The organism is Enterobacter sp. BNK-22 (genome assembly GCF_048684805.1).
Classification (GTDB): domain Bacteria; phylum Pseudomonadota; class Gammaproteobacteria; order Enterobacterales; family Enterobacteriaceae; genus Enterobacter; species Enterobacter quasiroggenkampii.
Map to the genome: position 1 here is coordinate 3,709,160 of NZ_JBLQTT010000001.1, position 23,271 is coordinate 3,732,430.

Genomic DNA, 23,271 nt, shown 5'->3' on the forward strand with positions numbered 1-23,271 from the left:
AAAACAACGCTTTTAAGAAATATGATTCGCGGGCTAACCAAATCCGTCATAAATAAATCTTGTGTTTAATTTGAAAACTGTGATAACTCTTTAGGTATTCCTTCGAACAAGATGCAAAAAGAACTGAAAATGACAGCCCTTCTACGAGTGATTAGCCTGGTCGTGATTAGCGTGGTGGTGATTATTATCCCACCGTGCGGGGCTGCACTTGGACGAGGAAAGGCTTAGAAATCAAGCCTTAACGAACTAAGACCCCCGCACCGAAAGGTCCGGGGGTTTTTTTATGACTAAAAAAAGCAAATGAGGAGCAGAGAATGACGACTAGCACAAAATTCTGTTTCTCCCGATTTATGACGGGGAACTAACTATGAATGGGGCACAGTGGGTAGTACATGCGTTGCGCGCGCAGGGAGTCGAGACAGTATTCGGTTATCCGGGTGGCGCAATTATGCCGATTTACGATGCACTGTATGACGGCGGCGTGGAACATCTCTTGTGCCGACACGAGCAGGGCGCAGTGATGGCGGCCATTGGTTACGCCCGCGCGACCGGTAAAACCGGCGTGTGTATGGCGACGTCAGGCCCTGGCGCAACTAACCTGATCACCGGCCTGGCTGACGCGCTGCTGGATTCTGTTCCCGTTGTCGCCATCACCGGGCAGGTGGCGTCTCCGTTCATCGGTACCGACGCTTTTCAGGAGGTCGATGTACTGGGTTTATCGCTGGCCTGCACCAAACACAGTTTTCTCGTTCAGTCTCTGGAAGAGCTGCCGCGCGTCATGGCTGAAGCATTCGAGGTAGCCAGCTCCGGCCGCCCTGGCCCGGTTCTGGTGGATATCCCGAAAGATATCCAGGTCGCACTCGGCGAACTGGAGCCGCACTTCTCCACCGTTCGAAGCGACGACGCGTTTCCGCATGCGGCAGTTGAAGAGGCGCGTCAGATGCTGGCGCAGGCAAAACAGCCGATGCTGTACGTTGGCGGTGGCGTAGGCATGGCGCAGGCCGTTCCCGCCCTGCGTGAATTTATTGCGGTAACGCAAATGCCTGCCACCTGCACGCTGAAAGGGTTGGGTGCGGTAGATGCAGACTACCCGTACTATCTGGGCATGCTCGGGATGCACGGCACTAAAGCGGCAAACCTGGCGGTGCAGGCGTGCGATCTGCTCATCGCCGTCGGTGCCCGTTTTGACGACCGCGTTACCGGCAAGCTGAATACCTTTGCGCCGAACGCCAAAGTCATCCATATGGATATCGACCCGGCGGAGATGAACAAGCTGCGTCAGGCGCACGTCGCACTGCAGGGCGATCTCAACGCGCTGTTACCGGCATTGCAGCAGCCGCTGGATATCAACGCATGGCGTCAGCACACCGCCGATATGCGCGCTGAACACGCCTGGCGTTACGATCACCCGGGCGAGGCCATCTACGCGCCGCTGCTGTTGAAGCAGTTGTCCGACCGTAAACCGGCAAACAGCGTGGTGACGACCGATGTCGGCCAGCATCAGATGTGGTCAGCCCAGCACATGACCTACACCCGTCCGGAGAATTTCATCACTTCCAGCGGGTTAGGGACGATGGGCTTCGGTCTGCCAGCCGCCGTTGGCGCACAGGTTGCCCGCCCGAACGATACCGTAATCTGTATCTCCGGTGACGGCTCCTTCATGATGAACGTTCAGGAGCTCGGCACCGTTAAGCGCAAGCAGTTACCGCTGAAAATCGTCTTGCTCGACAACCAGCGTTTAGGGATGGTTCGCCAGTGGCAACAGCTGTTCTTCCAGGAGCGTTACAGCGAAACGACCCTTACCGATAACCCCGATTTCCTCACGCTGGCCAGCGCTTTTGGCATCCCTGGTCAGCACATCACCCGTAAAGATCAGGTTGAAGCGGCGCTCGACACCATGCTGAACAGCGAGGGGCCTTACCTGCTTCATGTCTCAATCGACGAACTCGAGAACGTCTGGCCGCTGGTACCGCCTGGTGCCAGTAACTCACAAATGATGGAGAAATTATCATGATGCAGCATCAGGTCGCCGTACAGGCTCGCTTCAACCCGGAAACCTTAGAGCGCGTTTTGCGTGTGGTGCGTCATCGTGGTTTTCAGATTTGCTCTATGAATATGGAGACGGCCACTGACGCCCAAAACATCAGTATCGAATTAACCGTTGCCAGCCCGCGGTCGGTCGACTTACTGTTTAGTCAGTTATCAAAGCTGGTAGACGTTGCCCATGTTGCCATCTGCCAGAGCACAACCACATCACAACAAATCCGCGCTTAAGCGTGACAGGACGAAAAAATGACGACAAAAAAAGCTGATTACATTTGGTTCAACGGTGAGATGGTTCGCTGGGAGGACGCGAAGGTCCACGTGATGTCCCACGCGCTGCATTACGGTACCTCCGTGTTTGAAGGCATCCGCTGCTACGATTCTCACAAAGGGCCAGTGGTGTTCCGCCATCGCGAACACATGCAGCGTCTGCATGACTCAGCCAAAATTTATCGTTTCCCGGTATCTCAGAGCGTGGATGAGCTGATGGAAGCCTGCCGCGACGTGATCCGTAAGAACAACCTGACCAGCGCCTATATTCGTCCGCTGGTCTTCGTGGGCGACGTCGGTATGGGCGTGAACCCGCCAGCGGGCTATACCACGGATGTGATCATTGCCGCGTTCCCGTGGGGGGCTTATCTGGGTGCAGAAGCCCTGGAACAGGGGATCGACGCAATGGTCTCTTCCTGGAACCGCGTTGCACCAAACACCATCCCGACCGCGGCTAAAGCGGGCGGTAACTACCTTTCTTCCCTGCTGGTCGGCAGCGAAGCGCGCCGTCACGGTTACCAGGAAGGTATCGCACTCGATGTAAATGGCTACATCTCCGAAGGCGCAGGTGAAAACCTGTTTGAAGTGAAAGACGGCATTCTGTTTACGCCGCCATTCACCTCGTCCGCGCTGCCGGGCATCACCCGTGACGCCATCATCAAGCTGGCGAAAGACTTGGGTATCGAAGTGCGCGAGCAGGTGCTGTCCCGCGAATCCCTCTATCTGGCCGATGAAGTATTTATGTCCGGTACTGCGGCTGAAATCACGCCGGTACGCAGCGTAGACGGTATCCAGGTGGGCGAAGGCCGCTGTGGCCCGGTCACCAAACGCATTCAGCAAGCGTTCTTTGGCCTCTTCACCGGCGAAACAGAAGATAAATACGGCTGGTTGGATCAGGTTAATCACTAAATATAAATTTGGGACGGCACGCACCGTCCCATTACATAGTCAGACGGGAGTAAATAAAGCATGCCTAAGTATCGTTCAGCCACCACCACCCACGGCCGTAACATGGCGGGTGCCCGCGCACTGTGGCGCGCCACCGGAATGACCGACGCCGATTTCGGCAAGCCAATTATCGCCGTGGTGAACTCCTTCACCCAGTTCGTACCGGGCCATGTGCACCTGCGCGATCTGGGTAAGCTGGTTGCCGAGCAAATCGAGGCCTCCGGCGGCGTGGCGAAAGAGTTCAACACCATTGCGGTGGATGACGGTATCGCGATGGGCCATGGGGGCATGCTCTATTCACTGCCGTCGCGCGAGCTGATCGCCGACTCGGTGGAGTACATGGTTAACGCCCACTGCGCCGATGCGATGGTCTGTATCTCCAACTGCGACAAAATCACCCCGGGGATGCTGATGGCCTCCCTGCGCCTGAATATTCCGGTGATCTTCGTCTCCGGTGGCCCAATGGAAGCGGGGAAAACCAAGCTCTCCGACAAAATCATCAAGCTCGACCTGGTCGATGCGATGATTCAGGGTGCGGATCCGAAGGTTTCTGACGAGCAGAGCGATCAGGTGGAACGCTCCGCGTGTCCGACCTGCGGCTCCTGTTCCGGTATGTTCACGGCTAACTCCATGAACTGCCTGACCGAAGCGCTGGGTCTGTCTCAGCCGGGCAACGGCTCGCTGCTGGCGACCCATGCCGACCGTAAGCAGCTGTTCCTCAATGCCGGTAAACGTATCGTTGAGCTGACTAAGCGCTACTACGAGCAGGACGACGCCAGCGCGCTGCCGCGCAGCATCGCCAGTAAAGCGGCATTCGAGAACGCCATGACCCTGGATATCGCCATGGGCGGCTCCACCAACACCGTTCTGCACCTGCTGGCCGCCGCGCAGGAAGCCGAAATCGACTTCACCATGAGCGACATCGACAAGCTTTCCCGTAAAGTGCCGCAGCTGTGTAAGGTTGCGCCAAGTACGCAGAAGTACCACATGGAAGACGTGCACCGTGCCGGTGGCGTCATCGGTATCCTCGGCGAGCTGGATCGCGCCGGGCTGCTGAACCGTGACGTGAAGAACGTGCTAGGGCTGACGCTGCCGGAGTCGCTGGACCAGTACGACGTGATGCTGACCAAAGACGACGCGGTGAAAAAAATGTTTCGCGCCGGTCCTGCCGGTATTCGTACCACGCAGGCATTCTCGCAGGATTGCCGCTGGGACACCCTGGACGATGACCGCGCCGAAGGCTGCATCCGCTCGCTGGAACACGCCTACAGCAAAGACGGCGGTCTGGCCGTGCTGTACGGTAACTTTGCGGAAAATGGCTGCATCGTGAAGACCGCTGGCGTGGACGACAGCATCCTGAAATTCACCGGTCCGGCGAAAGTGTACGAAAGCCAGGATGAAGCGGTAGACGCTATCCTGGGCGGTAAAGTGGTGGAAGGCGACGTGGTGGTCATCCGTTATGAAGGGCCAAAAGGCGGCCCGGGTATGCAGGAGATGCTCTACCCGACCACCTTCCTGAAATCGATGGGCCTCGGTAAAGCCTGCGCGCTGATCACCGACGGTCGTTTCTCCGGCGGCACCTCCGGCCTCTCTATCGGTCACGTTTCGCCGGAAGCGGCAAGCGGCGGCAACATCGCCATCATCGAAGACGGCGACCTGATCGAAATCGACATTCCGAATCGCGGCATTCAGCTCAAGCTGAGCGACCAGGAGATCGCGGCCCGTCGTGAAGCGCAGGAAGCGCGCGGCGACAAAGCCTGGACGCCGAAAGACCGTCAGCGTGAAGTCTCCTTCGCCCTGCGCGCCTACGCGAGCCTTGCCACCAGTGCAGATAAAGGCGCGGTGCGCGATAAATCGAAACTTGGGGGCTAACGATGGCCGAGTCGCAACCCTTATCCGCCGCCCCTGAGGGGGCGGAGTACCTGAGAGCGGTGCTGCGCGCGCCGGTCTATGAAGCCGTGCAGGTCACCCCCCTGCAGAAAATGGAAAAACTCTCTTCGCGCCTCGACAACGTTATCCTGGTGAAGCGCGAAGACCGCCAACCGGTGCACAGCTTTAAGCTACGCGGCGCCTACGCGATGATGGCCGGGCTGACCGACGAGCAAAAAGCGCGCGGCGTGATTACCGCCTCGGCAGGTAACCATGCGCAAGGCGTGGCGTTCTCGTCTGCTCGCCTGGGTCTGAAAGCGCTAATTGTGATGCCGGTTGCTACCGCAGACATCAAGGTCGACGCGGTGCGCGGTTTCGGCGGCGAAGTCTTACTCCACGGGGCCAACTTTGACGAAGCCAAAGCCAAAGCGATTGAGCTGGCGCAGCAGCAGGGGTTCACCTGGGTGCCGCCATTCGACCACCCGATGGTGATTGCCGGGCAGGGGACGCTGGCGCTTGAACTGCTGCAGCAGGATGCCCATCTCGACCGCGTTTTTGTCCCGGTGGGCGGTGGCGGTTTAGCCGCAGGCGTGGCGGTGCTGATCAAACAGCTGATGCCGCAGATCAAAGTCATTGCCGTGGAAGCGGAAGACTCCGCCTGCCTGAAAGCGGCGCTGGAGGCCGGGCATCCGGTCGACCTGCCGCGCGTCGGGCTGTTTGCCGAGGGCGTGGCGGTGAAGCGTATTGGCGATGAAACGTTCCGCCTGTGCCGGGAATATCTCGACGATATCGTCACGGTGGATAGCGATGCCATCTGCGCGGCGATGAAAGATCTGTTCGAAGACGTGCGTGCGGTGGCGGAACCTTCCGGCGCGCTGGCACTGGCGGGCATGAAAAAATACATCGCACAGCACAACATCCGCGGCGAGCGTCTGGCGCACGTGCTTTCCGGTGCCAACGTGAACTTCCACGGTCTTCGCTACGTGTCCGAACGCTGCGAGCTGGGCGAACAGCGTGAAGCGCTGCTGGCGGTGACCATTCCGGAAGAGAAGGGCAGCTTCCTGAAGTTCTGTCAGCTGCTGGGCGGTCGTTCGGTGACGGAATTTAACTACCGTTTTGCCGATGCCAAAGATGCCTGCATTTTTGTCGGCGTGCGTCTGAGCCGTGGCGTGGAGGAGCGCAAAGAGATCCTCAACCTGCTTCATGAAGGCGGCTATAGCGTGGTCGATCTCTCTGACGATGAGATGGCGAAGCTGCACGTGCGTTACATGGTCGGTGGCCGTCCTTCGAAGCCGCTCAAAGAACGCCTGTTCAGCTTTGAATTCCCGGAATCGCCGGGCGCGCTGCTCAAGTTCCTGCACACGCTGGGCACGCACTGGAACATCTCTCTGTTCCACTACCGCAGCCACGGCACCGACTACGGGCGCGTGCTGGCGGCGTTTGAACTGGGCGAGCACGAGCCGGATTTCGAAACGCGGCTGAACGAGCTGGGCTATGAGTGTCACGACGAAACCCATAACCCGGCGTTCCGGTTCTTCCTGGCTGGCTAGTGGTAGAGCTGCGCGTAGGCCGGGTAAGCGTAGCGCCACCCGGCTTCAGTGGTTCGGCAATATCGTCCAGAACGCATCAATAAGCGGCTCATGCAGCCGCTTTTTTTGTGCGCATACGCCAAGCTCAAACGGCGTTTTCTCATCGCTGCGTTCCAGAATCATCACGCGATTGCGCACCGGTTCCGGGCTATTTTCCAGCACCACTTCCGGCAGTAGGGCCACGCCGCAGCCGAGCGCCACCATCGACACCATCGCCTCATGACCGCTGACGGTGGCGTAAATCGACGGGTTGCTGATTTTCTGACGGCGGAACCACAGCTCAATGCGACGTCGCACCGGCCCCTGATCGGCCATGATAAACGGCACCGTCGACCAGTCCGGTTTTTCCACCGACACCTGGTTACGCACCGGGCAGGGCAGCGCCGGGGCAATCAGCACCACCGCCAGATTCTCCAGCATCGAGAACGCTACCGCGCCCGGCAGGGTTTCCGGCTTCCCGGCAATGGCGAGATCCGCTTCGCCCGTCACCACTTTTTCCATTGCGTCGGCGGCGTCACCGGTAGTGAGCTTAATTTCAACGGACGGATGCGCCGCGCGGAAGCGGTCAAGGATGGGCGGCAGATGGCTGTAGGCGGCGGTCACGGAGCAAAAAATATGCAGTTCGCCGGAGAGTGACGGCCCCTGCTGATCGATAGAGTGCCGCAGCTGCTGGTACTGCAACAGCGTCTGCTGGGCAAAAATGCGCAGCTCTTCGCCCGCTTCCGTGAGGGTGACGGTGCGGTTATCGCGCACGAACAGCGGCTGGCCAAGGTCTTCCTCAAGGCGTTGGATCTGGCGTGAAAGCGTGGAGGGGCTAACGTGCATCGCCCGCGAGCTGCGGCCAAAATGACGGCTTTCCGCCAGGTGAAGAAACATTTTCAGATCGCGTAAATCCACCGATTCCACTCCCTCTTTTTACATTGCAAAAATTGCAATGTGACGTTGTGAATATATCAATTTCCGCAATAAATTTCCTGTTGTAATGTGGGTACATTCTCGCTGAAACGCGAACCGAACAATAAGACACACAACATCACGAGGTATCACCCATGGTTAACTACTTTAATACACTGAACTTGCGCCAGCAGCTGGCGCAGCTGGGCAAATGCCGCTTCATGGCGCGCGACGAATTTGCCGATGGCGCAAGCTACCTTCAGGGTAAAAAAGTGGTCATCGTCGGCTGTGGCGCACAGGGTCTGAACCAGGGCCTGAACATGCGTGACTCCGGTCTGGATATCTCCTACGCCCTGCGCAAAGAAGCGATTGCCGAGAAGCGCGCTTCATGGCGTAAAGCGACCGAAAACGGCTTCAAAGTGGGTACCTACGAAGAGCTGATCCCGCAGGCGGATCTGGTGGTTAACCTGACGCCGGACAAGCAGCACTCTGACGTAGTGCGTTCCGTACAGCCGCTGATGAAAGACGGTGCCGCGCTGGGTTACTCCCACGGCTTTAACATCGTTGAAGTGGGCGAGCAGATCCGTAAAGACATCACCGTGGTGATGGTGGCACCGAAGTGCCCGGGTACCGAAGTACGTGAAGAGTACAAGCGTGGTTTCGGCGTGCCGACCCTGATCGCGGTACACCCGGAAAACGATCCGAAAGGCGAAGGTATGGCGATTGCCAAAGCATGGGCAGCGGCGACCGGCGGCCACCGTGCGGGCGTGCTGGAATCTTCCTTCGTTGCCGAAGTGAAATCTGACCTGATGGGCGAGCAGACCATTCTGTGCGGCATGCTGCAGGCCGGTTCTCTGCTGTGCTTCGATAAGCTGGTGGAAGAGGGTACCGACCCGGCATACGCGGAAAAACTGATTCAGTTCGGCTGGGAAACCATCACCGAAGCGCTGAAGCAGGGCGGTATTACGCTGATGATGGACCGTCTGTCCAACCCGGCAAAACTGCGTGCTTACGCGCTGTCTGAACAGCTGAAAACCATCATGGCGCCGCTGTTCCAGAAACATATGGACGACATCATCTCCGGCGAGTTCTCATCCGGCATGATGGCTGACTGGGCGAACGACGATAAGAAACTGCTGACCTGGCGTGAAGAGACCGGTAAAACTGCGTTCGAAACCGCGCCACAGTATGAAGGTAAAATCGGCGAGCAGGAGTACTTCGATAAAGGCGTCCTGATGATCGCGATGGTGAAAGCAGGCGTTGAGCTGGCGTTCGAAACCATGGTGGATTCCGGCATCATCGAAGAGTCTGCGTACTACGAATCACTGCACGAGCTGCCGCTGATTGCGAACACCATCGCTCGTAAGCGTCTGTACGAAATGAACGTGGTGATCTCTGATACCGCAGAATACGGTAACTACCTGTTCTCTTACGCCTGCGTACCGCTGCTGAAAGAGTTTATGACCACTCTGCAGACGGGCGATCTGGGTAAAGCGATTGCAGAAGGTGCCGTGGACAACGCGCAGCTGCGCGATGTGAACGAAGCGATTCGCAGCCACCAGATCGAGAAAGTGGGCCACAAACTGCGTGGCTACATGACCGATATGAAGCGTATCGCGGTAGCGGGTTAACAACTTTGTCGGGTGGCGCTTCGCTTACCCGACCTACAAAACCGTAAGATGTAGGCCGGGTAAGGCGTAGCCGCGCCACCCGGCTTTTTTATTTGCGATACAGCACTTTAATCACGTGGTAGCCGAACTGCGTGTGCAGCGGGCCGGTTGGCTCCAGCACCGGGCAGGAGAAGACCACTTTATCGAACGCCGGTACCATCTGACCCTGGCGGAATTCACCCAGATCGCCGCCGCGTTTGCCTGACGGACAGATAGAGTGCTTCTTCGCCAGTTTGCCGAAGTCGGCGCCGTTTTTGATCTGCTCCAGAAGATCCAGAGCCAGTTTCTCTTCTTTAACAAGAATATGCAGTGCTGCTGCTGTTTTTGCCATGATCGTGCCTTGAGTGGTATGGATTAGGCTCGCTATACTACCACGCTGTTATTCTCCCCTCCTGACTTTCATTGAGTGATCATTTATGCGTTTAAACCCCGGACAACAACAAGCCGTCGAATTTGTCACCGGACCGTGTCTGGTGCTGGCGGGGGCTGGATCCGGTAAAACCCGCGTGATCACCAACAAAATTGCGCACCTGATCCGCGGCTGTGGCTATCAGGCCCGGCACATTGCGGCGGTGACGTTTACCAATAAAGCGGCGCGTGAGATGAAAGAGCGTGTCGGCCAGACGCTGGGGCGCAAAGAGGCGCGCGGCCTGATGATCTCCACCTTCCACACGCTGGGGCTGGATATCATCAAGCGCGAGTATGCGGCGCTGGGCATGAAGTCCAACTTCTCCCTCTTTGATGATACCGATCAGGTGGCGTTGCTCAAAGAGCTCACCGAGGGGCTGATCGAAGATGACAAGGTTCTGTTGCAGCAGCTGATCTCGACGATCTCAAACTGGAAAAACGATCTGATGACCCCGGCCCAGGCCGCGGCGATCGCCAAAGGCGAACGGGATCGCATCTTTGCCCACTGCTACGGTCTGTACGATGCGCACATGAAAGCGTGCAACGTGCTGGACTTCGACGACCTGATCCTGCTGCCGACGCTGCTGCTGCAGCGTAATCAAGAGGTTCGCGAGCGCTGGCAGAACAAAATCCGTTACCTGCTGGTGGATGAGTATCAGGACACCAACACCAGCCAGTACGAGCTGGTGAAGCTGCTGGTGGGGCAGCGCGCGCGTTTCACCGTGGTCGGCGATGATGACCAGTCAATTTACTCCTGGCGCGGCGCGCGTCCGCAAAACCTGGTGCTGCTGAGCAAAGATTTTCCGGCGCTGCAGGTGATTAAGCTGGAGCAGAACTACCGCTCCTCCGGGCGTATCCTGAAAGCGGCAAATATCCTGATCGCCAATAACCCGCACGTGTTCGAGAAGCGTCTCTTCTCCGAGCTGGGCTACGGGACGGAGCTGAAAGTGCTCAGCGCCAATAACGAAGAGCATGAAGCGGAGCGCGTCACCGGTGAACTGATCGCCCATCACTTCGTCAATAAAACCGAATATAAGGATTACGCGATCCTCTATCGCGGGAATCACCAGTCGCGCGTCTTTGAAAAGATGCTGATGCAGAACCGCATTCCGTACAAAATCTCGGGCGGGACCTCGTTCTTCTCACGGCCAGAGATCAAAGACCTGCTGGCCTATCTGCGCGTACTCACTAACCCGGATGACGACAGCGCGTTTCTGCGCATTGTGAATACGCCAAAACGCGAGATTGGCCCGGCGACGCTGCAAAAACTCGGCGAGTGGGCGATGACGCGTAACAAAAGCCTGTTTACCGCCAGCTTCGACATGGGGCTAAGCCAGACGTTAACCGGTCGCGGCTATGATTCGTTAACGCGATTCACCCACTGGCTCGGCGAAGTGCAGCGTCTCGCGGAGCGCGAGCCGGTGGCGGCGGTGCGCGATCTCATTCACGGCATCGACTATGAGTCCTGGCTGTACGAAACCTCGGCCAGCCCGAAAGCCGCTGAGATGCGCATGAAGAACGTTAACCAGCTCTTCAGCTGGATGACCGAAATGCTGGAGGGCTCCGAAATCGACGAGCCGATGACCCTGACGCAGGTGGTCACCCGCTTTACCCTGCGCGACATGATGGAGCGCGGCGAGAGCGAAGAAGAGGCCGATCAGGTACAGCTGATGACGCTGCACGCGTCAAAAGGTCTGGAGTTCCCGTATGTCTATCTGGTTGGTATGGAAGAGGGGTTGTTACCGCATCAGAGCAGCATTGATGAAGACAATGTCGACGAGGAGCGCCGCCTGGCCTACGTGGGGATCACCCGCGCGCAGAAAGAGCTGACGTTCACACTGTGTAAAGAGCGCCGTCAGTATGGCGAACTTGTCCGCCCGGAGCCGAGCCGTTTCCTGCTGGAACTGCCGCAGGATGACCTGATCTGGGAGCAGGAACGCAAAGTGATTACTGCGGAAGAGCGGATGCACAAGGGGCAGGCTAACGTGGCGAACATTCGCGCCATGCTGGCAAAAGCCAAAGAGAAAGGATAAAGATGAGTAGGCCGGGTAAGGCGAAGCCGCTACCCGGCAATGTTCAGCGTATTACTTCACTTCCAGCACCCAGTGCACATAGCTCTGCCACTGGCACTCCTGATCGATCATCTCTGCCCCAAGCGGGTGACGTTCAATCCAGTTTTCCGGCAGCGTCAGCGACAGTTTTTCGTCATCAGCCACCAGGCCGATCGCAGGCAGCAAATCATCGCGACGTCGGCTGGCAAACAGAATCGCCAGACGCAGCAGGCGGCACAGATGTTCGGCCACGCGCGGCGGTACGGCGTTTTGCTGATGCAAAGACGAGAGATCAACGGCATTGGTCTGGTTCAGCAGCAGCGTTGCCAGCAATTTTTTCTGTGCGGGTGTATAGCCCGGTAAATCCAGGTTGCGCACCAGATACGCTGCATGAGCAGGAGCCTGCTTAAAATCAATACTCAGCCCCACTTCATGGAGCGCACAGGCGCTCAGCAGTAAATCGCGGCTCAGTGGTTCAAGATCCCAGACGTTAGCGACCTGATCGGCGAAGCGTGACGCCAGCTGCGATACGCGTCCTGCCTGATCGATATCAACCAGAAAACGACGCTGCACGTTGCGCAGGGTACGGCTGCGGATGTCCTGATCGACCGACAGATGCAGCATCCCGTAGACCAGACCTTCACGCAGCGCGCCGCCGGCCAGGGTCATACACTGGATGTTCAGTTCGGTAAAAATAGCGATCAGAATAGCCAGCCCGCTCGGGAAAACCAGCGCGCGTTCGAGCGTCAGGCCTTCAATTTCCAGCTCTTCAAGGCGTCCACATTGAATGGCGCGCTGTTTTAGCTGCTGAAGCTTGGCAAGCGTAATCCGCTCGTCCATTCCCTGCGCCATCATGATTTCCTGCAGGGCCTGAACGGTGCCCGACGCACCCACGCAGACTTTCCAGCCGTGATAGCGCAGCTCGTCCATCACCGGACGTAACACCTCGCGCGCCGCATTTTCTGCCTCATCGAAGTTCTCTTTACCCAGATTACGATCGGTAAAATAGCGCTCAAGCCAGGTCACGCAGCCCATCGACAGGCTGAACAGCGAGGTTGCCTGCGCGCCGGTGCCGGTCACCAGCTCGGTACTGGCACCGCCGATATCCACCACCAGGCGGCGATCGTCACCCCCCGTGGTATGTGCAACCCCCTGATAAATCAGGCGAGCTTCTTCTTCACCGCTGATAACCTGAACCGGGCAACCGAGAATTTCCTGCGCTCTGGCAATAAAATCCACGGCGTTAACCGCCAGGCGGAGTGTCGCGGTGGCGACGACGGTGATTTGGGCATGCGGGATATCCTGCAGACGCTCGGCAAAGAGTCGCAGGCACTGCCAGCCACGTTCCATGGCTTCAGGCGAGAGATGATTGTCGCTGCTCAGGCCCGCCGCGAGGCGGACCTTGCGCTTAATGCGCGTCAGCGTTTGTATGCTTCCTGCCACCTCGCGCACAACCAGCATATGAAAACTATTCGAACCGAGATCGATTGCTGCATAAAGCGAGGTGGAGCTGAGCATATTTTCTTAACCTGAACGACGACGATTACGCGGTGCGCCGCCTGAACGACGCGGTCCATTGCCGGAGCGTGGGCGGGTTAGCCGCTTAGGCGGCGGCAGTTCGCTTAACAGCGCTTCCGGATTGTATTTGCTCTGCGGAATAGAGTGACCGATGTAGGTCTCAATGGCCGGAAGATTCAGCGCATACTCTTCACACGCAAGGCTAATCGAATGACCGCTTGCGCCCGCACGACCGGTACGACCGATACGGTGTACGTAGTCTTCACAGTCGTCTGGCAGATCGTAGTTAAAGACGTGCGTTACGGCTGGAATGTGTAAACCACGTGCAGCCACGTCGGTGGCGACCAGAATATCGAGATCGCCACGGGTGAACTCTTCAAGAATTCGCAGGCGTTTTTTCTGCGCGACGTCGCCAGTCAACAGGCCAACACGATGGCCGTCTGCAGCCAGATGGCCCCAGATGTCTTCACAGCGGTGTTTGGTGTTCGCGAAGATAATGGCGCGATCTGGCCACTCTTCTTCAATCAGCGTTTGCAGCAGGCGCATCTTCTCTTCATTCGAAGGATAGAAGAGCTCTTCTTTAATGCGGTGACCCGTTTTCTGCTCCGGTTCCACTTCCACGTACTCGGCGTTGTTCATCTGTTCGAACGCCAGTTCGCGCACACGGTAGGAGAGGGTTGCAGAGAACAGCATATTCAGGCGCTGGGTAGCCGGAGGCATACGACGGAACAGCCAGCGGATGTCTTTAATGAAGCCCAGATCGTACATACGGTCAGCTTCATCGAGCACCACAACCTGGATGGCACCGAGGTTAATGTGGTTCTGTTTGGCGTAATCGATAAGACGGCCGGTGGTACCGATCAGGATATCCACACCGCTTTCCAGTACTTTCAGCTGTTTATCGTAGCCGTCGCCGCCATAGGCCAGGCCCAGATTCAGGCCGGTAGCCTGCGCCAGGGGTTCAGCGTCTGCGTGGATCTGTACCGCCAGTTCTCGCGTCGGGGCCATAATTAGCGCGCGCGGCTGGTTAACTTTGCGGTCTGCAATCGCTGGGTGAGAAAGTAAATAATGAAACGTTGACGTTAAAAACGCCATCGTTTTGCCGGTACCGGTTTGCGCCTGCCCGGCAACATCGCGACCGGCCAGCGTCAGCGGCAGCGCGAGGGCCTGAATGGGCGTGCAGTTATGAAACCCTTTATTTTCAAGGGCTTCAATCACCTTCGGGTGCAGCGCGAAGTCGGAAAACTTCTGTTCTGTTAAATGTGTTTTGCTCATAGTGTGGTAGAATATCAGCTTACTATTGCTTTACGAAAGCGTATCCGGTGAAATAAAGTCAACCTTTAGTTGGTTAATGCGACATCAACACGTCGTTGGTGGAGACAAAACCAACGTACCAGGCTTATTCCTGTGGAGTTATATATGAGCGATAAAATTATTCACCTGACTGACGACAGTTTTGACACGGACGTACTTAAGGCTGACGGGCTGATCCTCGTCGATTTCTGGGCTGAATGGTGTGGTCCTTGCAAAATGATCGCCCCGATTCTGGATGAGATCGCCGACGAATATCAGGGCAAACTGACCGTTGCCAAGCTGAACATCGACCAGAACCCGGGCACCGCACCAAAATACGGTATCCGTGGCATTCCGACCCTGCTTCTGTTCAAAAACGGCGAAGTGGCGGCGACCAAAGTGGGCGCGCTGTCCAAAGGTCAACTGAAAGAGTTCCTGGACGCTAACCTGGCGTAAGGTTTCTCCGCTGCGCGTTCAGAGCTCCCGGCTAAATGATCTGGAACTCTGGACGCCCGGCTGAAGTCGTGCTAAGTTAGCTATGACTTCGTTTTAAACATATCTTGTTGTTTGAATCTTGTTTTACCCGATACTTCCCGCTGTTGACATATCCAGTGCGTGAAGTGGCTAAATTCCGGGCTTGTCACTCAATCCGTCTTGTCGTTTCAGTTCTGCGTTCTTTCCCTGTGACCAGACAGCGAACAGACATGAGTTGATGGCCGCTAAACAGGCATGGATGACCCTGCCATACCATTCACAACATTAAGTTCGAGAATCACCCCGAGTTTAAGAACCCACACCATTATGAATCTTACCGAATTAAAGAATACGCCGGTTTCTGAGCTGATCACTCTCGGCGAAAATATGGGGCTGGAAAACCAGGCTCGTATGCGCAAGCAGGACATCATTTTCGCCATCCTGAAGCAGCACGCTAAGAGTGGCGAAGATATCTTTGGCGACGGTGTGCTGGAGATATTGCAAGACGGATTTGGTTTCCTCCGCTCTGCAGACAGCTCCTACCTCGCCGGCCCTGACGACATCTACGTATCCCCCAGCCAAATCCGCCGTTTCAACCTCCGCACAGGTGACACCATTTCAGGTAAGATTCGTCCTCCTAAAGAGGGTGAACGCTACTTTGCGCTGTTGAAAGTCAATGAAGTTAACTTCGACAAACCTGAAAACTCGCGTAATAAGATCCTCTTTGAGAACTTAACGCCGCTGCACGCGAACTCTCGCCTGCGCATGGAACGTGGTAACGGTTCGACCGAAGACTTAACCGCGCGTGTTCTGGATCTGGCATCACCTATTGGTCGCGGCCAGCGTGGTCTGATTGTGGCGCCGCCAAAAGCGGGTAAAACCATGCTGCTGCAGAACATCGCGCAGAGCATCGCCTATAACCACCCAGACTGTGTGCTGATGGTGCTGCTGATTGACGAACGTCCGGAAGAAGTGACCGAGATGCAGCGTCTGGTTAAAGGTGAAGTGGTTGCTTCAACCTTCGACGAGCCAGCATCTCGCCACGTTCAGGTTGCGGAAATGGTTATCGAGAAGGCAAAACGCCTGGTTGAGCACAAGAAAGACGTGATCATCCTGCTCGACTCCATCACCCGTCTGGCGCGTGCCTACAACACCGTGGTGCCAGCGTCTGGTAAAGTGCTGACCGGTGGTGTGGATGCTAACGCCCTGCATCGTCCGAAACGCTTCTTCGGTGCTGCACGTAACGTGGAAGAGGGCGGCAGCCTGACCATCATCGCGACGGCGCTGATCGATACCGGTTCCAAAATGGACGAAGTGATTTACGAAGAGTTTAAAGGTACAGGCAACATGGAACTGCACCTCTCTCGTAAGATCGCTGAAAAACGCGTCTTCCCGGCTATCGACTACAACCGTTCCGGTACCCGTAAAGAAGAGCTGCTCACCACTCAGGAAGAGCTGCAGAAAATGTGGATCCTGCGCAAAATCATCCATCCAATGGGTGAAATCGACGCGATGGAGTTCCTCATTAACAAACTGGCGATGACCAAAACCAACGACGATTTCTTCGACATGATGAAACGCTCGTAACGCAAATAAAGCCAGCGAACGCCACGTTTTTACGTGGCGTTTTTCTTTTATGGACTATACGCTAGTACCACCTACTCCCAATTTTGACGTGTAGGTGTAACAATAAGACGATTCGTAGAGTAAAAACATTAATAGCTTGAATAATATACAAATGAGGTCACAAGAGGTTTACTTTTACCTTCGGGCTATGAGCCTTCATGGTTATACTTCCGAGACTAACATTTGTTGAGAATCCATTGTGAACCTATTCGATACGTTTACTGATCTAACCAGTATTTTTTTATTCACCACCTGTTTTCTGTTTATTGCGCGTAAGGTGGCGAAATACGTGGGGTTAGTGGATAAACCCAACTTCCGGAAACGTCATCAGGGTATGATCCCCCTGGTGGGTGGTATCTCAGTATTTGCGGGTATTTGCTATGCCTTCGCAATTGCTAACTACTATGTCCCACATGTCAAATTATACCTGATGTGTTCAACGGTACTGGTTATCGTCGGCGCGCTTGACGATCGTTATGACATCAGCGTTAAAATTCGCGCCTTTGTGCAGGCGGCAGTTGGCATTGCCATGATGGTCTCAGCAAAACTCTACTTGAGTAGCCTGGGCTATATTTTTGGCTCGTGGGAGATGGTGCTCGGCCCGTTCGGCTATTTTCTGACGCTTTTCGCCGTATGGGTGGCTATAAACGCATTCAACATGGTCGATGGTATTGATGGCTTGCTGGGGGGACTCTCCTGCGTCTCATTTGCCGCGATCGGTTTTATTTTGTGGTTTGACGGACAATATAGTCTTGCTATGTGGTGCTTCGCCATGATTGCCGCCATCCTGCCTTATATCCTGTTAAACCTCGGTGCGCTGGGGCGTCGCTATAAAGTCTTTATGGGTGATGCGGGCAGTACACTCATTGGGTTTACCGTCATCTGGATCTTGCTGGAAACGACTCAGGGACAAGTCCATCCTATCAGCCCTGTTACCGCGTTGTGGATTATCGCTATCCCGTTAATGGATATGGTTGCGATAATGTATCGCCGCTTGCGCAAAGGGATGAGTCCCTTCTCAGCCGACCGACAGCATATTCATCATTTGATCATGCGAGCTGGATTCACCTCCAGACAGGCATTTGTTTTGATAACCGTAGCGGCTGCTATCCTTGCGGGAGTGGGTGTTGCCGCGGAGTATGCTCATTTTGTGCCAGAATGGGTCATGTTGGTATTATTCTTGCTAGCATTTTTCCTGTACGGCTACTGCATTAAGCGCGCATGGAAAGTGGCGCGGTTCATAAAACGTATTAAACGCCGGATGCGTCGTAACAGTGGCAAAAACACAACATTAACTAAATAAAACCGGGACTATGATGACTCAACCGTTGGCGGGAGCGAAATCAGTGGTAACAGAGAATGAACTGGATATTCGGGGTTTGTTTCGCGTGTTATGGGCAGGCAAACTTTGGATTGCGGGGATCGCGCTGGGATTTGCACTGTTAGCGCTGGCCTATACGTTCTTTGCAAAACAGGAATGGAGCGCCACGGCAATCACGGACAAACCAACGGTCAACATGCTTGGGGGATACTATTCCCAGCAGCAATTCCTGCGAAACCTGGATATCAAAGCCAACCTCGCCACGCCAGATCAGGTTTCCGTTATGGATGAGGCCTACAAAGAGTTTGTGATGCAACTGGCTTCGTGGGATACGCGTCGCGACTTCTGGTCCCAGACGGATTACTACAAGCAGCGTCGGGTTGATAACACCAAAGCCGATGCCGCCCTGCTGGACGATCTGATTAACAATATTCAGTTTATGCCGGGCGACGCGCTGCGTAACGTGAATGACAGCGTCAAGCTGATTGCAGAAACCGCGCCGGATGCCAACAACCTGCTGCGTCAATACGTCGCGTTTGCCAGCCAGCGTGCCGCAAGCCATCTTAACGAAGAGCTTAAAGGCGCCTGGGCGGCCCGTACCATCCAGATGAAAGCCCAGGTTAAACGTCAGGAAGAGGTGGCTAAAGCGATTTTCACTCGCCGTGTACACAACATTGAGCAGGCGCTGAAAATTGCGGAACAGCACAATATTTCCCGTAGTGAGACGGACGTGCCGGCTGATGAACTGCCTGACTCTGAAATGTTCCTTCTTGGTCGCCCTATGCTGCAGGCACGTCTGGAAAATCTCCAGGCCGTCGGTCCTGATGTTGACCTCGATTACGATCAAAATCGCGCGATGCTCAATACGCTTAATGTCGGTCCCTCTCTGGACCCGCGTTTTCAGACCTATCGTTATTTGCGAACGCCTGAAGAACCTGTAAAACGCGACAGTCCGCGTCGTGCATTCCTGATGATCATGTGGGGGATTGTCGGTGCACTGGCGGGCGCTGGCGTGGCGTTAACGCGTCGTCGCACAAACTAAGAATGCCGTCTACGATGAAGGCTGCGGCCTTCATCGCCTAATCGAAGAGAATCGATGTGAAAGTACTAACCGTATTTGGCACCAGGCCGGAGGCCATTAAGATGGCACCTCTGGTTCATGCCCTGGCCAGCGATCCTGATATTGAAGCGAAAGTCTGCGTCACGGCCCAGCACCGTGAGATGCTTGACCAGGTCTTAACGCTCTTTTCCATCGTCCCGGATTACGACCTTAATATTATGAAACCGGGGCAAGGGTTGACGGAGATAACCTGTCGCATACTGCAAGATCTCAAGCCGATCCTGGAGTCATTCAAGCCTGACGTGGTGCTGGTACACGGAGATACCACCACGACCGTGGCGACCAGCCTGGCCGCGTTTTATCAACGTATTCCCGTGGGGCATGTCGAGGCGGGTCTGCGTACCGGCAATCTGTATTCGCCGTGGCCGGAGGAAGCCAACCGCACGCTAACGGGCCACCTGGCGATGTACCACTTTGCGCCAACGGAAAACTCGCGTCAGAACCTGCTGCGTGAAAATATCGCCGATAACAAAATCTTTGTGACCGGCAATACGGTCATCGATGCGTTAATTTGGGTACGTGACCGCGTCCTCGCAAACGACGATCTTAAGAAAGAACTCGCTGCCCGCTATCCCTTCCTGCACAACGGTAAAAAAACCATACTGGTGACGGGCCACCGACGCGAAAGCTTTGGCCGGGGCTTTGAGCAAATCTGTCACGCGCTGGCTGAAATCGCCGCGCAGAACGACGATGTGCAGATTGTCTATCCGGTCCATCTCAATCCTAACGTCAGCGAACCGGTTAACCGCATCCTGGGTCATGTGGAAAATGTCCTTCTGATTGAACCGCAGGACTACCTGCCGTTTGTCTGGCTGATGAACCATGCCTGGCTGATCCTTACCGATTCCGGCGGCATTCAGGAGGAAGCGCCCTCTCTCGGCAAGCCGGTTCTGGTGATGCGTGAAACCACTGAACGTCCGGAAGCGGTGAAAGCCGGGACGGTGCGTCTGGTTGGCACCAACGCGCAGCTCATCGTCGAAGAGGTCACGCGCCTTCTGCATGACGATGAAACGTATCAGGCGATGAGCCGGGCCCATAATCCGTATGGAGACGGGCAGGCTTGTGGCCGTATTTTGCATGCACTTAAACACAATCAGGTATCGCTATGAGTTTTACTACCCTCTCTGTCATTGGTCTTGGCTACATCGGCTTGCCCACCGCGGCGGCGTTTGCCTCTCGTCAGAAACAGGTTATCGGTGTGGATATCAACGCCCGCGCGGTGGAAACCATTAACCGTGGCGAAATTCATATTGTCGAGCCCGATCTGGATCGTGTAGTGAAAGAGGCGGTGGAGGGCGGCTTCCTGCGTGCCAGCACGACGCCCGTTGAAGCGGATGCCTACCTGATTGCCGTTCCAACGCCCTTTAAAGGCGACCATGAGCCCGACATGGTCTACGTCGAGGCGGCGGCGAAGTCCATTGCCCCTGTGCTGAAGAAAGGGGCGCTGGTGATTCTGGAATCGACCTCTCCCGTCGGCGCTACCGAGCAGATGGCGCAGTGGCTGGCCGACGCGCGCCCTGATTTAAGCTTCCCGCAACAGGCGGGGGAGCAGGCAGATATCAATATCGCCTACTGCCCGGAGCGCGTACTCCCGGGCCAGGTCATGGTCGAACTGATTAAAAACGACCGCGTCATTGGCGGTATGACGCCCGTCTGTTCCGAACGCGCCAGCGCGCTGTACAAGATTTTCCTGGAAGGCGAATGCGTGGTGACCAACTCCCGTACCGCCGAGATGTGTAAGCTGACGGAAAACAGCTTCCGCGACGTCAATATCGCCTTTGCGAACGAACTGTCGCTGATCTGCGCCGATCAGGGGATTAACGTATGGGAGTTGATTAGCCTGGCGAACCGCCATCCGCGCGTCAACATTCTCCAGCCAGGCCCGGGCGTGGGTGGACACTGTATCGCCGTCGACCCGTGGTTTATTGTGGCGCAGAACCCAGCGCAGGCGCGCCTGATTCGCACCGCCCGTGAAGTCAATGACAGCAAACCTCACTGGGTGCTCAATCAGGTCAAAACCACGGTAGCGGATTGTCTGGCAGAGAGCGGCAAGCGCGCCAGCGAGCTGAAAATTGCCTGCTTTGGTCTGGCCTTCAAACCGAACATTGACGACCTGCGTGAAAGCCCGGCGATGGAAATTGCTCAGATGATTGCCGAATGGCACAAGGGTGAAACGCTGGTGGTTGAGCCGAATATTCATGAACTGCCGGCAAAACTGGCGGGGCACTGCACGCTGACAGCGCTGGATGAGGCACTGGCGACGGCGGACGTACTGGTGCTGCTGGTGGATCATAACGCGTTTAAAGCGACGCCTGGTGATGCAGTGCGTCAGCAGTATGTGGTTGATACCAAAGGCGTCTGGCGTTGAACAGCCTGAACGGGGTACTTGAGCCCCTGCAGTGGGAGAGTGCCTTTTTCGGCCTGCCGTCGGCCATTGTGCGCCTGCGCGATGATGCGCCGGTACTGGCTGAATCAGATTTGAACGCCTGGCAACGGATTCAGGCGAAGATCCCGGCGGACCGTACCGACCTGCTCGACGCGCTCCAGCAACGCGGCTTTCAGCTGGTTGAAGGTGAGGCAGACCTTTCCATAACCCTCACCCGGCACGATGCGCCCGGTGCGGAAATGGCAACCGAACAGGATATTCCCGTGCTGCGTCAGATGGCGGCTCAGGCGTTTGCGCAGAGTCGCTTTCGTACGCCCTGGTATGCACCTGACGATAGCGGACGTTTCTATGCCCAGTGGATAGAGAATGCGGTTAAAGGCACCTTTGATCACGTCTGCCTGGTTTTCCGCGCAGGGGACGGTCAACTCCAGGGGTTCGTCTCGCTTCGCAAGCTCAACGCGCGCGAGGCGCGTATTGGCTTATTAGCCGGGCGTGGCATGGGTGAGAAGCTCATGCAGGCGGCGCTGCACTGGGCGCAGCAGCAGCAGGTTGAGACGCTGCGGGTGGCGACCCAGGTGGGCAACACCGCCGCGCTTAAACGTTATATTGCGAGTGGTGCCAACATCGACGCCACCGCCTACTGGTTATACAGGTGACAAGATGATTCCATTTAACGCACCACCCGTCGTCGGAACGGAACTCGACTATATGCAGTCTGCCATGGGCAGCGGCAAACTCTGCGGTGACGGCGGTTTTACCCGTCGCTGTCAGCAGTGGATGGAACAGCGTTTTCGCAGCGCCAAAGTGCTGCTGACCCCGTCCTGTACGGCATCGCTGGAAATGGCCGCGCTGCTGCTGGATATCCAGCCCGGCGATGAAGTGATCATGCCGAGCTACACCTTCGTTTCCACGGCGAACGCGTTTGTCCTGCGCGGGGCGAAAATCGTCTTTGTGGATATCCGCCCGGATACCATGAATATTGATGAGACGCTGATTGAAGCGGCGATCACCGACAAAACGCGCGCGATCGTGCCGGTTCACTACGCGGGCGTGGCCTGTGAAATGGACACCATCATGGCCATCGCCAAAAAACATAACCTGTTTGTGGTGGAAGATGCCGCCCAGGGCGTGATGTCGACCTACAAGGGACGCGCGCTGGGTACCATCGGCCATATCGGCTGCTTTAGCTTCCACGAAACCAAAAACTACACGGCTGGCGGAGAAGGTGGCGCGACGCTGATTAACGACCGGGCGCTCGTGGAGCGTGCGGAGGTGATCCGCGAAAAAGGCACCAACCGCAGCCAGTTCTTCCGCGGCCAGGTCGATAAATACACCTGGCGCGATATTGGCTCCAGCTATCTGATGGCGGATCTGCAGGCCGCGTACCTGTGGGCGCAGCTGGAAGCCGCGGATCGCATCAACCTGCAGCGCCTCTCCCTGTGGCAAACCTATTACGATGCGCTTGAGCCTCTGGCCAAAGCCGGGCGTATTGAGCTGCCAACCATCCCGGCAGATTGCGTCCACAACGCGCACATGTTCTACATCAAGCTGCGCGATAACGACGACCGGAGCGAGCTTATCGCCTGGCTGAAAGAAGCCGAAATTATGGCGGTGTTCCACTATATTCCGCTGCACTCCAGCCCGGCGGGCGAAGCGTTTGGAACCTTCGCGGGTGAAGACCGTTACACCACCAAAGAAAGTGAGCGGTTGCTTCGTCTGCCACTGTTCTACAACCTCGCGCCAGTTAACCAGCGTACGGTGATTAATACCCTTCTGAGCTATTTCGGCTGA

General features: G+C 56.2%; 21 protein-coding genes. 17 read left to right on the forward strand and 4 right to left on the reverse strand.

Going from position 1 to position 23,271, the window contains the following annotated elements; genetic code table 11:
- Window positions 1-129: 129 nt before the first annotated feature.
- The 7 genes from ilvL to ilvA all read left to right on the forward strand — a co-directional run bounded on the left by ilvL (window position 130) and on the right by ilvA (window position 6,680).
- Window positions 130-228: an ilv operon leader peptide gene (ilvL, locus tag ACMGGE_RS17470; RefSeq protein WP_001311244.1), complete on the forward strand. Its 99-nt coding sequence runs from the start codon at window positions 130-132 to the stop codon at window positions 226-228.
- Window positions 229-314: 86 nt separating this feature from the next.
- Complete coding sequence (gene ilvX / locus ACMGGE_RS17475) at window positions 315-365, forward strand: peptide IlvX (protein WP_166792073.1); 51 nt, start codon at window positions 315-317, stop codon at window positions 363-365.
- 2 nt (window positions 366-367) lie between these two features.
- Window positions 368-2,014, forward strand: a complete 1,647-nt coding sequence (ilvG, locus tag ACMGGE_RS17480; protein ID WP_045909249.1) for an acetolactate synthase 2 catalytic subunit — start codon at window positions 368-370, stop codon at window positions 2,012-2,014.
- A complete protein-coding gene (gene ilvM, locus ACMGGE_RS17485; protein ID WP_006179206.1) occupies window positions 2,011-2,274 on the forward strand; it encodes an acetolactate synthase 2 small subunit in 264 nt (87 codons plus the stop codon). Before ilvG ends, ilvM begins: the two co-directional genes overlap by 4 nt.
- A gap of 18 nt (window positions 2,275-2,292) precedes the next feature.
- The gene (ilvE, locus tag ACMGGE_RS17490) at window positions 2,293-3,222 is read left to right on the forward strand and encodes a branched-chain-amino-acid transaminase (protein WP_023309654.1); all 930 of its coding nucleotides are present in this window, start codon (window positions 2,293-2,295) and stop codon (window positions 3,220-3,222) included.
- Window positions 3,223-3,282: 60 nt separating this feature from the next.
- Window positions 3,283-5,133, forward strand: coding sequence for a dihydroxy-acid dehydratase (gene ilvD / locus ACMGGE_RS17495; protein ID WP_045909248.1), 1,851 nt, complete (start codon window positions 3,283-3,285; stop codon window positions 5,131-5,133).
- A 2-nt stretch (window positions 5,134-5,135) separates the two neighbouring features.
- A complete protein-coding gene (ilvA, locus tag ACMGGE_RS17500; protein WP_045909247.1) occupies window positions 5,136-6,680 on the forward strand; it encodes a threonine ammonia-lyase, biosynthetic in 1,545 nt (514 codons plus the stop codon).
- Between the two features lie 45 nt (window positions 6,681-6,725).
- Here the strand turns inward: ilvA and ilvY are convergent, their stop codons facing one another.
- Complete coding sequence (ilvY, locus tag ACMGGE_RS17505; protein WP_420293997.1) at window positions 6,726-7,616, reverse strand: HTH-type transcriptional activator IlvY; 891 nt, start codon at window positions 7,614-7,616, stop codon at window positions 6,726-6,728.
- Window positions 7,617-7,768: 152 nt separating this feature from the next.
- Between ilvY and ilvC the strand changes: the two genes are divergently transcribed.
- Window positions 7,769-9,244, forward strand: a complete 1,476-nt coding sequence (ilvC, locus tag ACMGGE_RS17510; protein ID WP_420293998.1) for a ketol-acid reductoisomerase — start codon at window positions 7,769-7,771, stop codon at window positions 9,242-9,244.
- 88 nt (window positions 9,245-9,332) lie between these two features.
- Here the strand turns inward: ilvC and ppiC are convergent, their stop codons facing one another.
- On the reverse strand, window positions 9,333-9,614 hold the full coding sequence (gene ppiC / locus ACMGGE_RS17515) for a peptidylprolyl isomerase PpiC (RefSeq protein WP_008501570.1): 282 nt from the start codon (window positions 9,612-9,614) through the stop codon (window positions 9,333-9,335).
- 85 nt (window positions 9,615-9,699) lie between these two features.
- Here ppiC and rep point away from each other — a divergent pair, with 85 nt between their 5' ends.
- Window positions 9,700-11,724, forward strand: coding sequence for a DNA helicase Rep (gene rep / locus ACMGGE_RS17520; protein WP_045909245.1), 2,025 nt, complete (start codon window positions 9,700-9,702; stop codon window positions 11,722-11,724).
- 51 nt (window positions 11,725-11,775) lie between these two features.
- Here the strand turns inward: rep and gppA are convergent, their stop codons facing one another.
- On the reverse strand, window positions 11,776-13,260 hold the full coding sequence (gene gppA, locus ACMGGE_RS17525; protein ID WP_032654053.1) for a guanosine-5'-triphosphate,3'-diphosphate diphosphatase: 1,485 nt from the start codon (window positions 13,258-13,260) through the stop codon (window positions 11,776-11,778).
- A 6-nt stretch (window positions 13,261-13,266) separates the two neighbouring features.
- Window positions 13,267-14,535 carry an ATP-dependent RNA helicase RhlB gene (gene rhlB / locus ACMGGE_RS17530; protein WP_420293999.1) on the reverse strand — a complete coding sequence of 423 codons (1,269 nt, stop codon included), beginning with the start codon at window positions 14,533-14,535 and terminating at the stop codon, window positions 13,267-13,269.
- 144 nt (window positions 14,536-14,679) lie between these two features.
- Between rhlB and trxA the strand changes: the two genes are divergently transcribed.
- The 8 genes from trxA (at window position 14,680) to rffA (ending at window position 23,271) form a co-directional block, all read left to right on the forward strand.
- The gene (gene trxA, locus ACMGGE_RS17535; protein WP_006179218.1) at window positions 14,680-15,009 is read left to right on the forward strand and encodes a thioredoxin TrxA; all 330 of its coding nucleotides are present in this window, start codon (window positions 14,680-14,682) and stop codon (window positions 15,007-15,009) included.
- A 345-nt stretch (window positions 15,010-15,354) separates the two neighbouring features.
- Complete coding sequence (rho, locus tag ACMGGE_RS17540; protein ID WP_008501566.1) at window positions 15,355-16,614, forward strand: transcription termination factor Rho; 1,260 nt, start codon at window positions 15,355-15,357, stop codon at window positions 16,612-16,614.
- Between the two features lie 238 nt (window positions 16,615-16,852).
- Window positions 16,853-17,956 carry a UDP-N-acetylglucosamine--undecaprenyl-phosphate N-acetylglucosaminephosphotransferase gene (gene wecA / locus ACMGGE_RS17545; protein ID WP_045909243.1) on the forward strand — a complete coding sequence of 368 codons (1,104 nt, stop codon included), beginning with the start codon at window positions 16,853-16,855 and terminating at the stop codon, window positions 17,954-17,956.
- A gap of 13 nt (window positions 17,957-17,969) precedes the next feature.
- Window positions 17,970-19,016 carry an ECA polysaccharide chain length modulation protein gene (gene wzzE / locus ACMGGE_RS17550; protein WP_045909242.1) on the forward strand — a complete coding sequence of 349 codons (1,047 nt, stop codon included), beginning with the start codon at window positions 17,970-17,972 and terminating at the stop codon, window positions 19,014-19,016.
- Between the two features lie 56 nt (window positions 19,017-19,072).
- Window positions 19,073-20,203 (forward strand): non-hydrolyzing UDP-N-acetylglucosamine 2-epimerase, encoded by a 1,131-nt coding sequence (gene wecB, locus ACMGGE_RS17555; protein ID WP_063622987.1) that lies wholly within the window; start codon window positions 19,073-19,075, stop codon window positions 20,201-20,203.
- Window positions 20,200-21,462, forward strand: coding sequence for a UDP-N-acetyl-D-mannosamine dehydrogenase (gene wecC, locus ACMGGE_RS17560; RefSeq protein WP_420294000.1), 1,263 nt, complete (start codon window positions 20,200-20,202; stop codon window positions 21,460-21,462). The genes wecB and wecC overlap by 4 nt, the downstream gene beginning before the upstream one ends.
- A complete protein-coding gene (gene rffC, locus ACMGGE_RS17565; protein WP_126535097.1) occupies window positions 21,459-22,136 on the forward strand; it encodes a dTDP-4-amino-4,6-dideoxy-D-galactose acyltransferase in 678 nt (225 codons plus the stop codon). The genes wecC and rffC overlap by 4 nt, the downstream gene beginning before the upstream one ends.
- Before the next feature lie 4 nt (window positions 22,137-22,140).
- Window positions 22,141-23,271 carry a dTDP-4-amino-4,6-dideoxygalactose transaminase gene (rffA, locus tag ACMGGE_RS17570; RefSeq protein WP_045909238.1) on the forward strand — a complete coding sequence of 377 codons (1,131 nt, stop codon included), beginning with the start codon at window positions 22,141-22,143 and terminating at the stop codon, window positions 23,269-23,271.

Excerpts from the sequence above, each read along its gene's own strand:
- ilvL (WP_001311244.1), top strand. The coding sequence starts at position 130 with ATGACAGCCCTTCTACGAGTGATTAGCCTGGTCGTGATTAGCGTGGTG.
- ilvG (WP_045909249.1), top strand. The coding sequence starts at position 368 with ATGAATGGGGCACAGTGGGTAGTACATGCGTTGCGCGCGCAGGGAGTC.
- ilvM (WP_006179206.1), top strand. The coding sequence starts at position 2,011 with ATGATGCAGCATCAGGTCGCCGTACAGGCTCGCTTCAACCCGGAAACC.
- ilvE (WP_023309654.1), top strand. The coding sequence starts at position 2,293 with ATGACGACAAAAAAAGCTGATTACATTTGGTTCAACGGTGAGATGGTT.
- ilvD (WP_045909248.1), top strand. The coding sequence starts at position 3,283 with ATGCCTAAGTATCGTTCAGCCACCACCACCCACGGCCGTAACATGGCG.
- ilvA (WP_045909247.1), top strand. The coding sequence starts at position 5,136 with ATGGCCGAGTCGCAACCCTTATCCGCCGCCCCTGAGGGGGCGGAGTAC.
- ilvC (WP_420293998.1), top strand. The coding sequence starts at position 7,769 with ATGGTTAACTACTTTAATACACTGAACTTGCGCCAGCAGCTGGCGCAG.
- ppiC (WP_008501570.1), bottom strand. The coding sequence starts at position 9,614 with ATGGCAAAAACAGCAGCAGCACTGCATATTCTTGTTAAAGAAGAGAAA.
- rep (WP_045909245.1), top strand. The coding sequence starts at position 9,700 with ATGCGTTTAAACCCCGGACAACAACAAGCCGTCGAATTTGTCACCGGA.
- gppA (WP_032654053.1), bottom strand. The coding sequence starts at position 13,260 with ATGCTCAGCTCCACCTCGCTTTATGCAGCAATCGATCTCGGTTCGAAT.
- rhlB (WP_420293999.1), bottom strand. The coding sequence starts at position 14,535 with ATGAGCAAAACACATTTAACAGAACAGAAGTTTTCCGACTTCGCGCTG.
- trxA (WP_006179218.1), top strand. The coding sequence starts at position 14,680 with ATGAGCGATAAAATTATTCACCTGACTGACGACAGTTTTGACACGGAC.
- rho (WP_008501566.1), top strand. The coding sequence starts at position 15,355 with ATGAATCTTACCGAATTAAAGAATACGCCGGTTTCTGAGCTGATCACT.
- wzzE (WP_045909242.1), top strand. The coding sequence starts at position 17,970 with ATGACTCAACCGTTGGCGGGAGCGAAATCAGTGGTAACAGAGAATGAA.
- wecC (WP_420294000.1), top strand. The coding sequence starts at position 20,200 with ATGAGTTTTACTACCCTCTCTGTCATTGGTCTTGGCTACATCGGCTTG.
- rffA (WP_045909238.1), top strand. The coding sequence starts at position 22,141 with ATGATTCCATTTAACGCACCACCCGTCGTCGGAACGGAACTCGACTAT.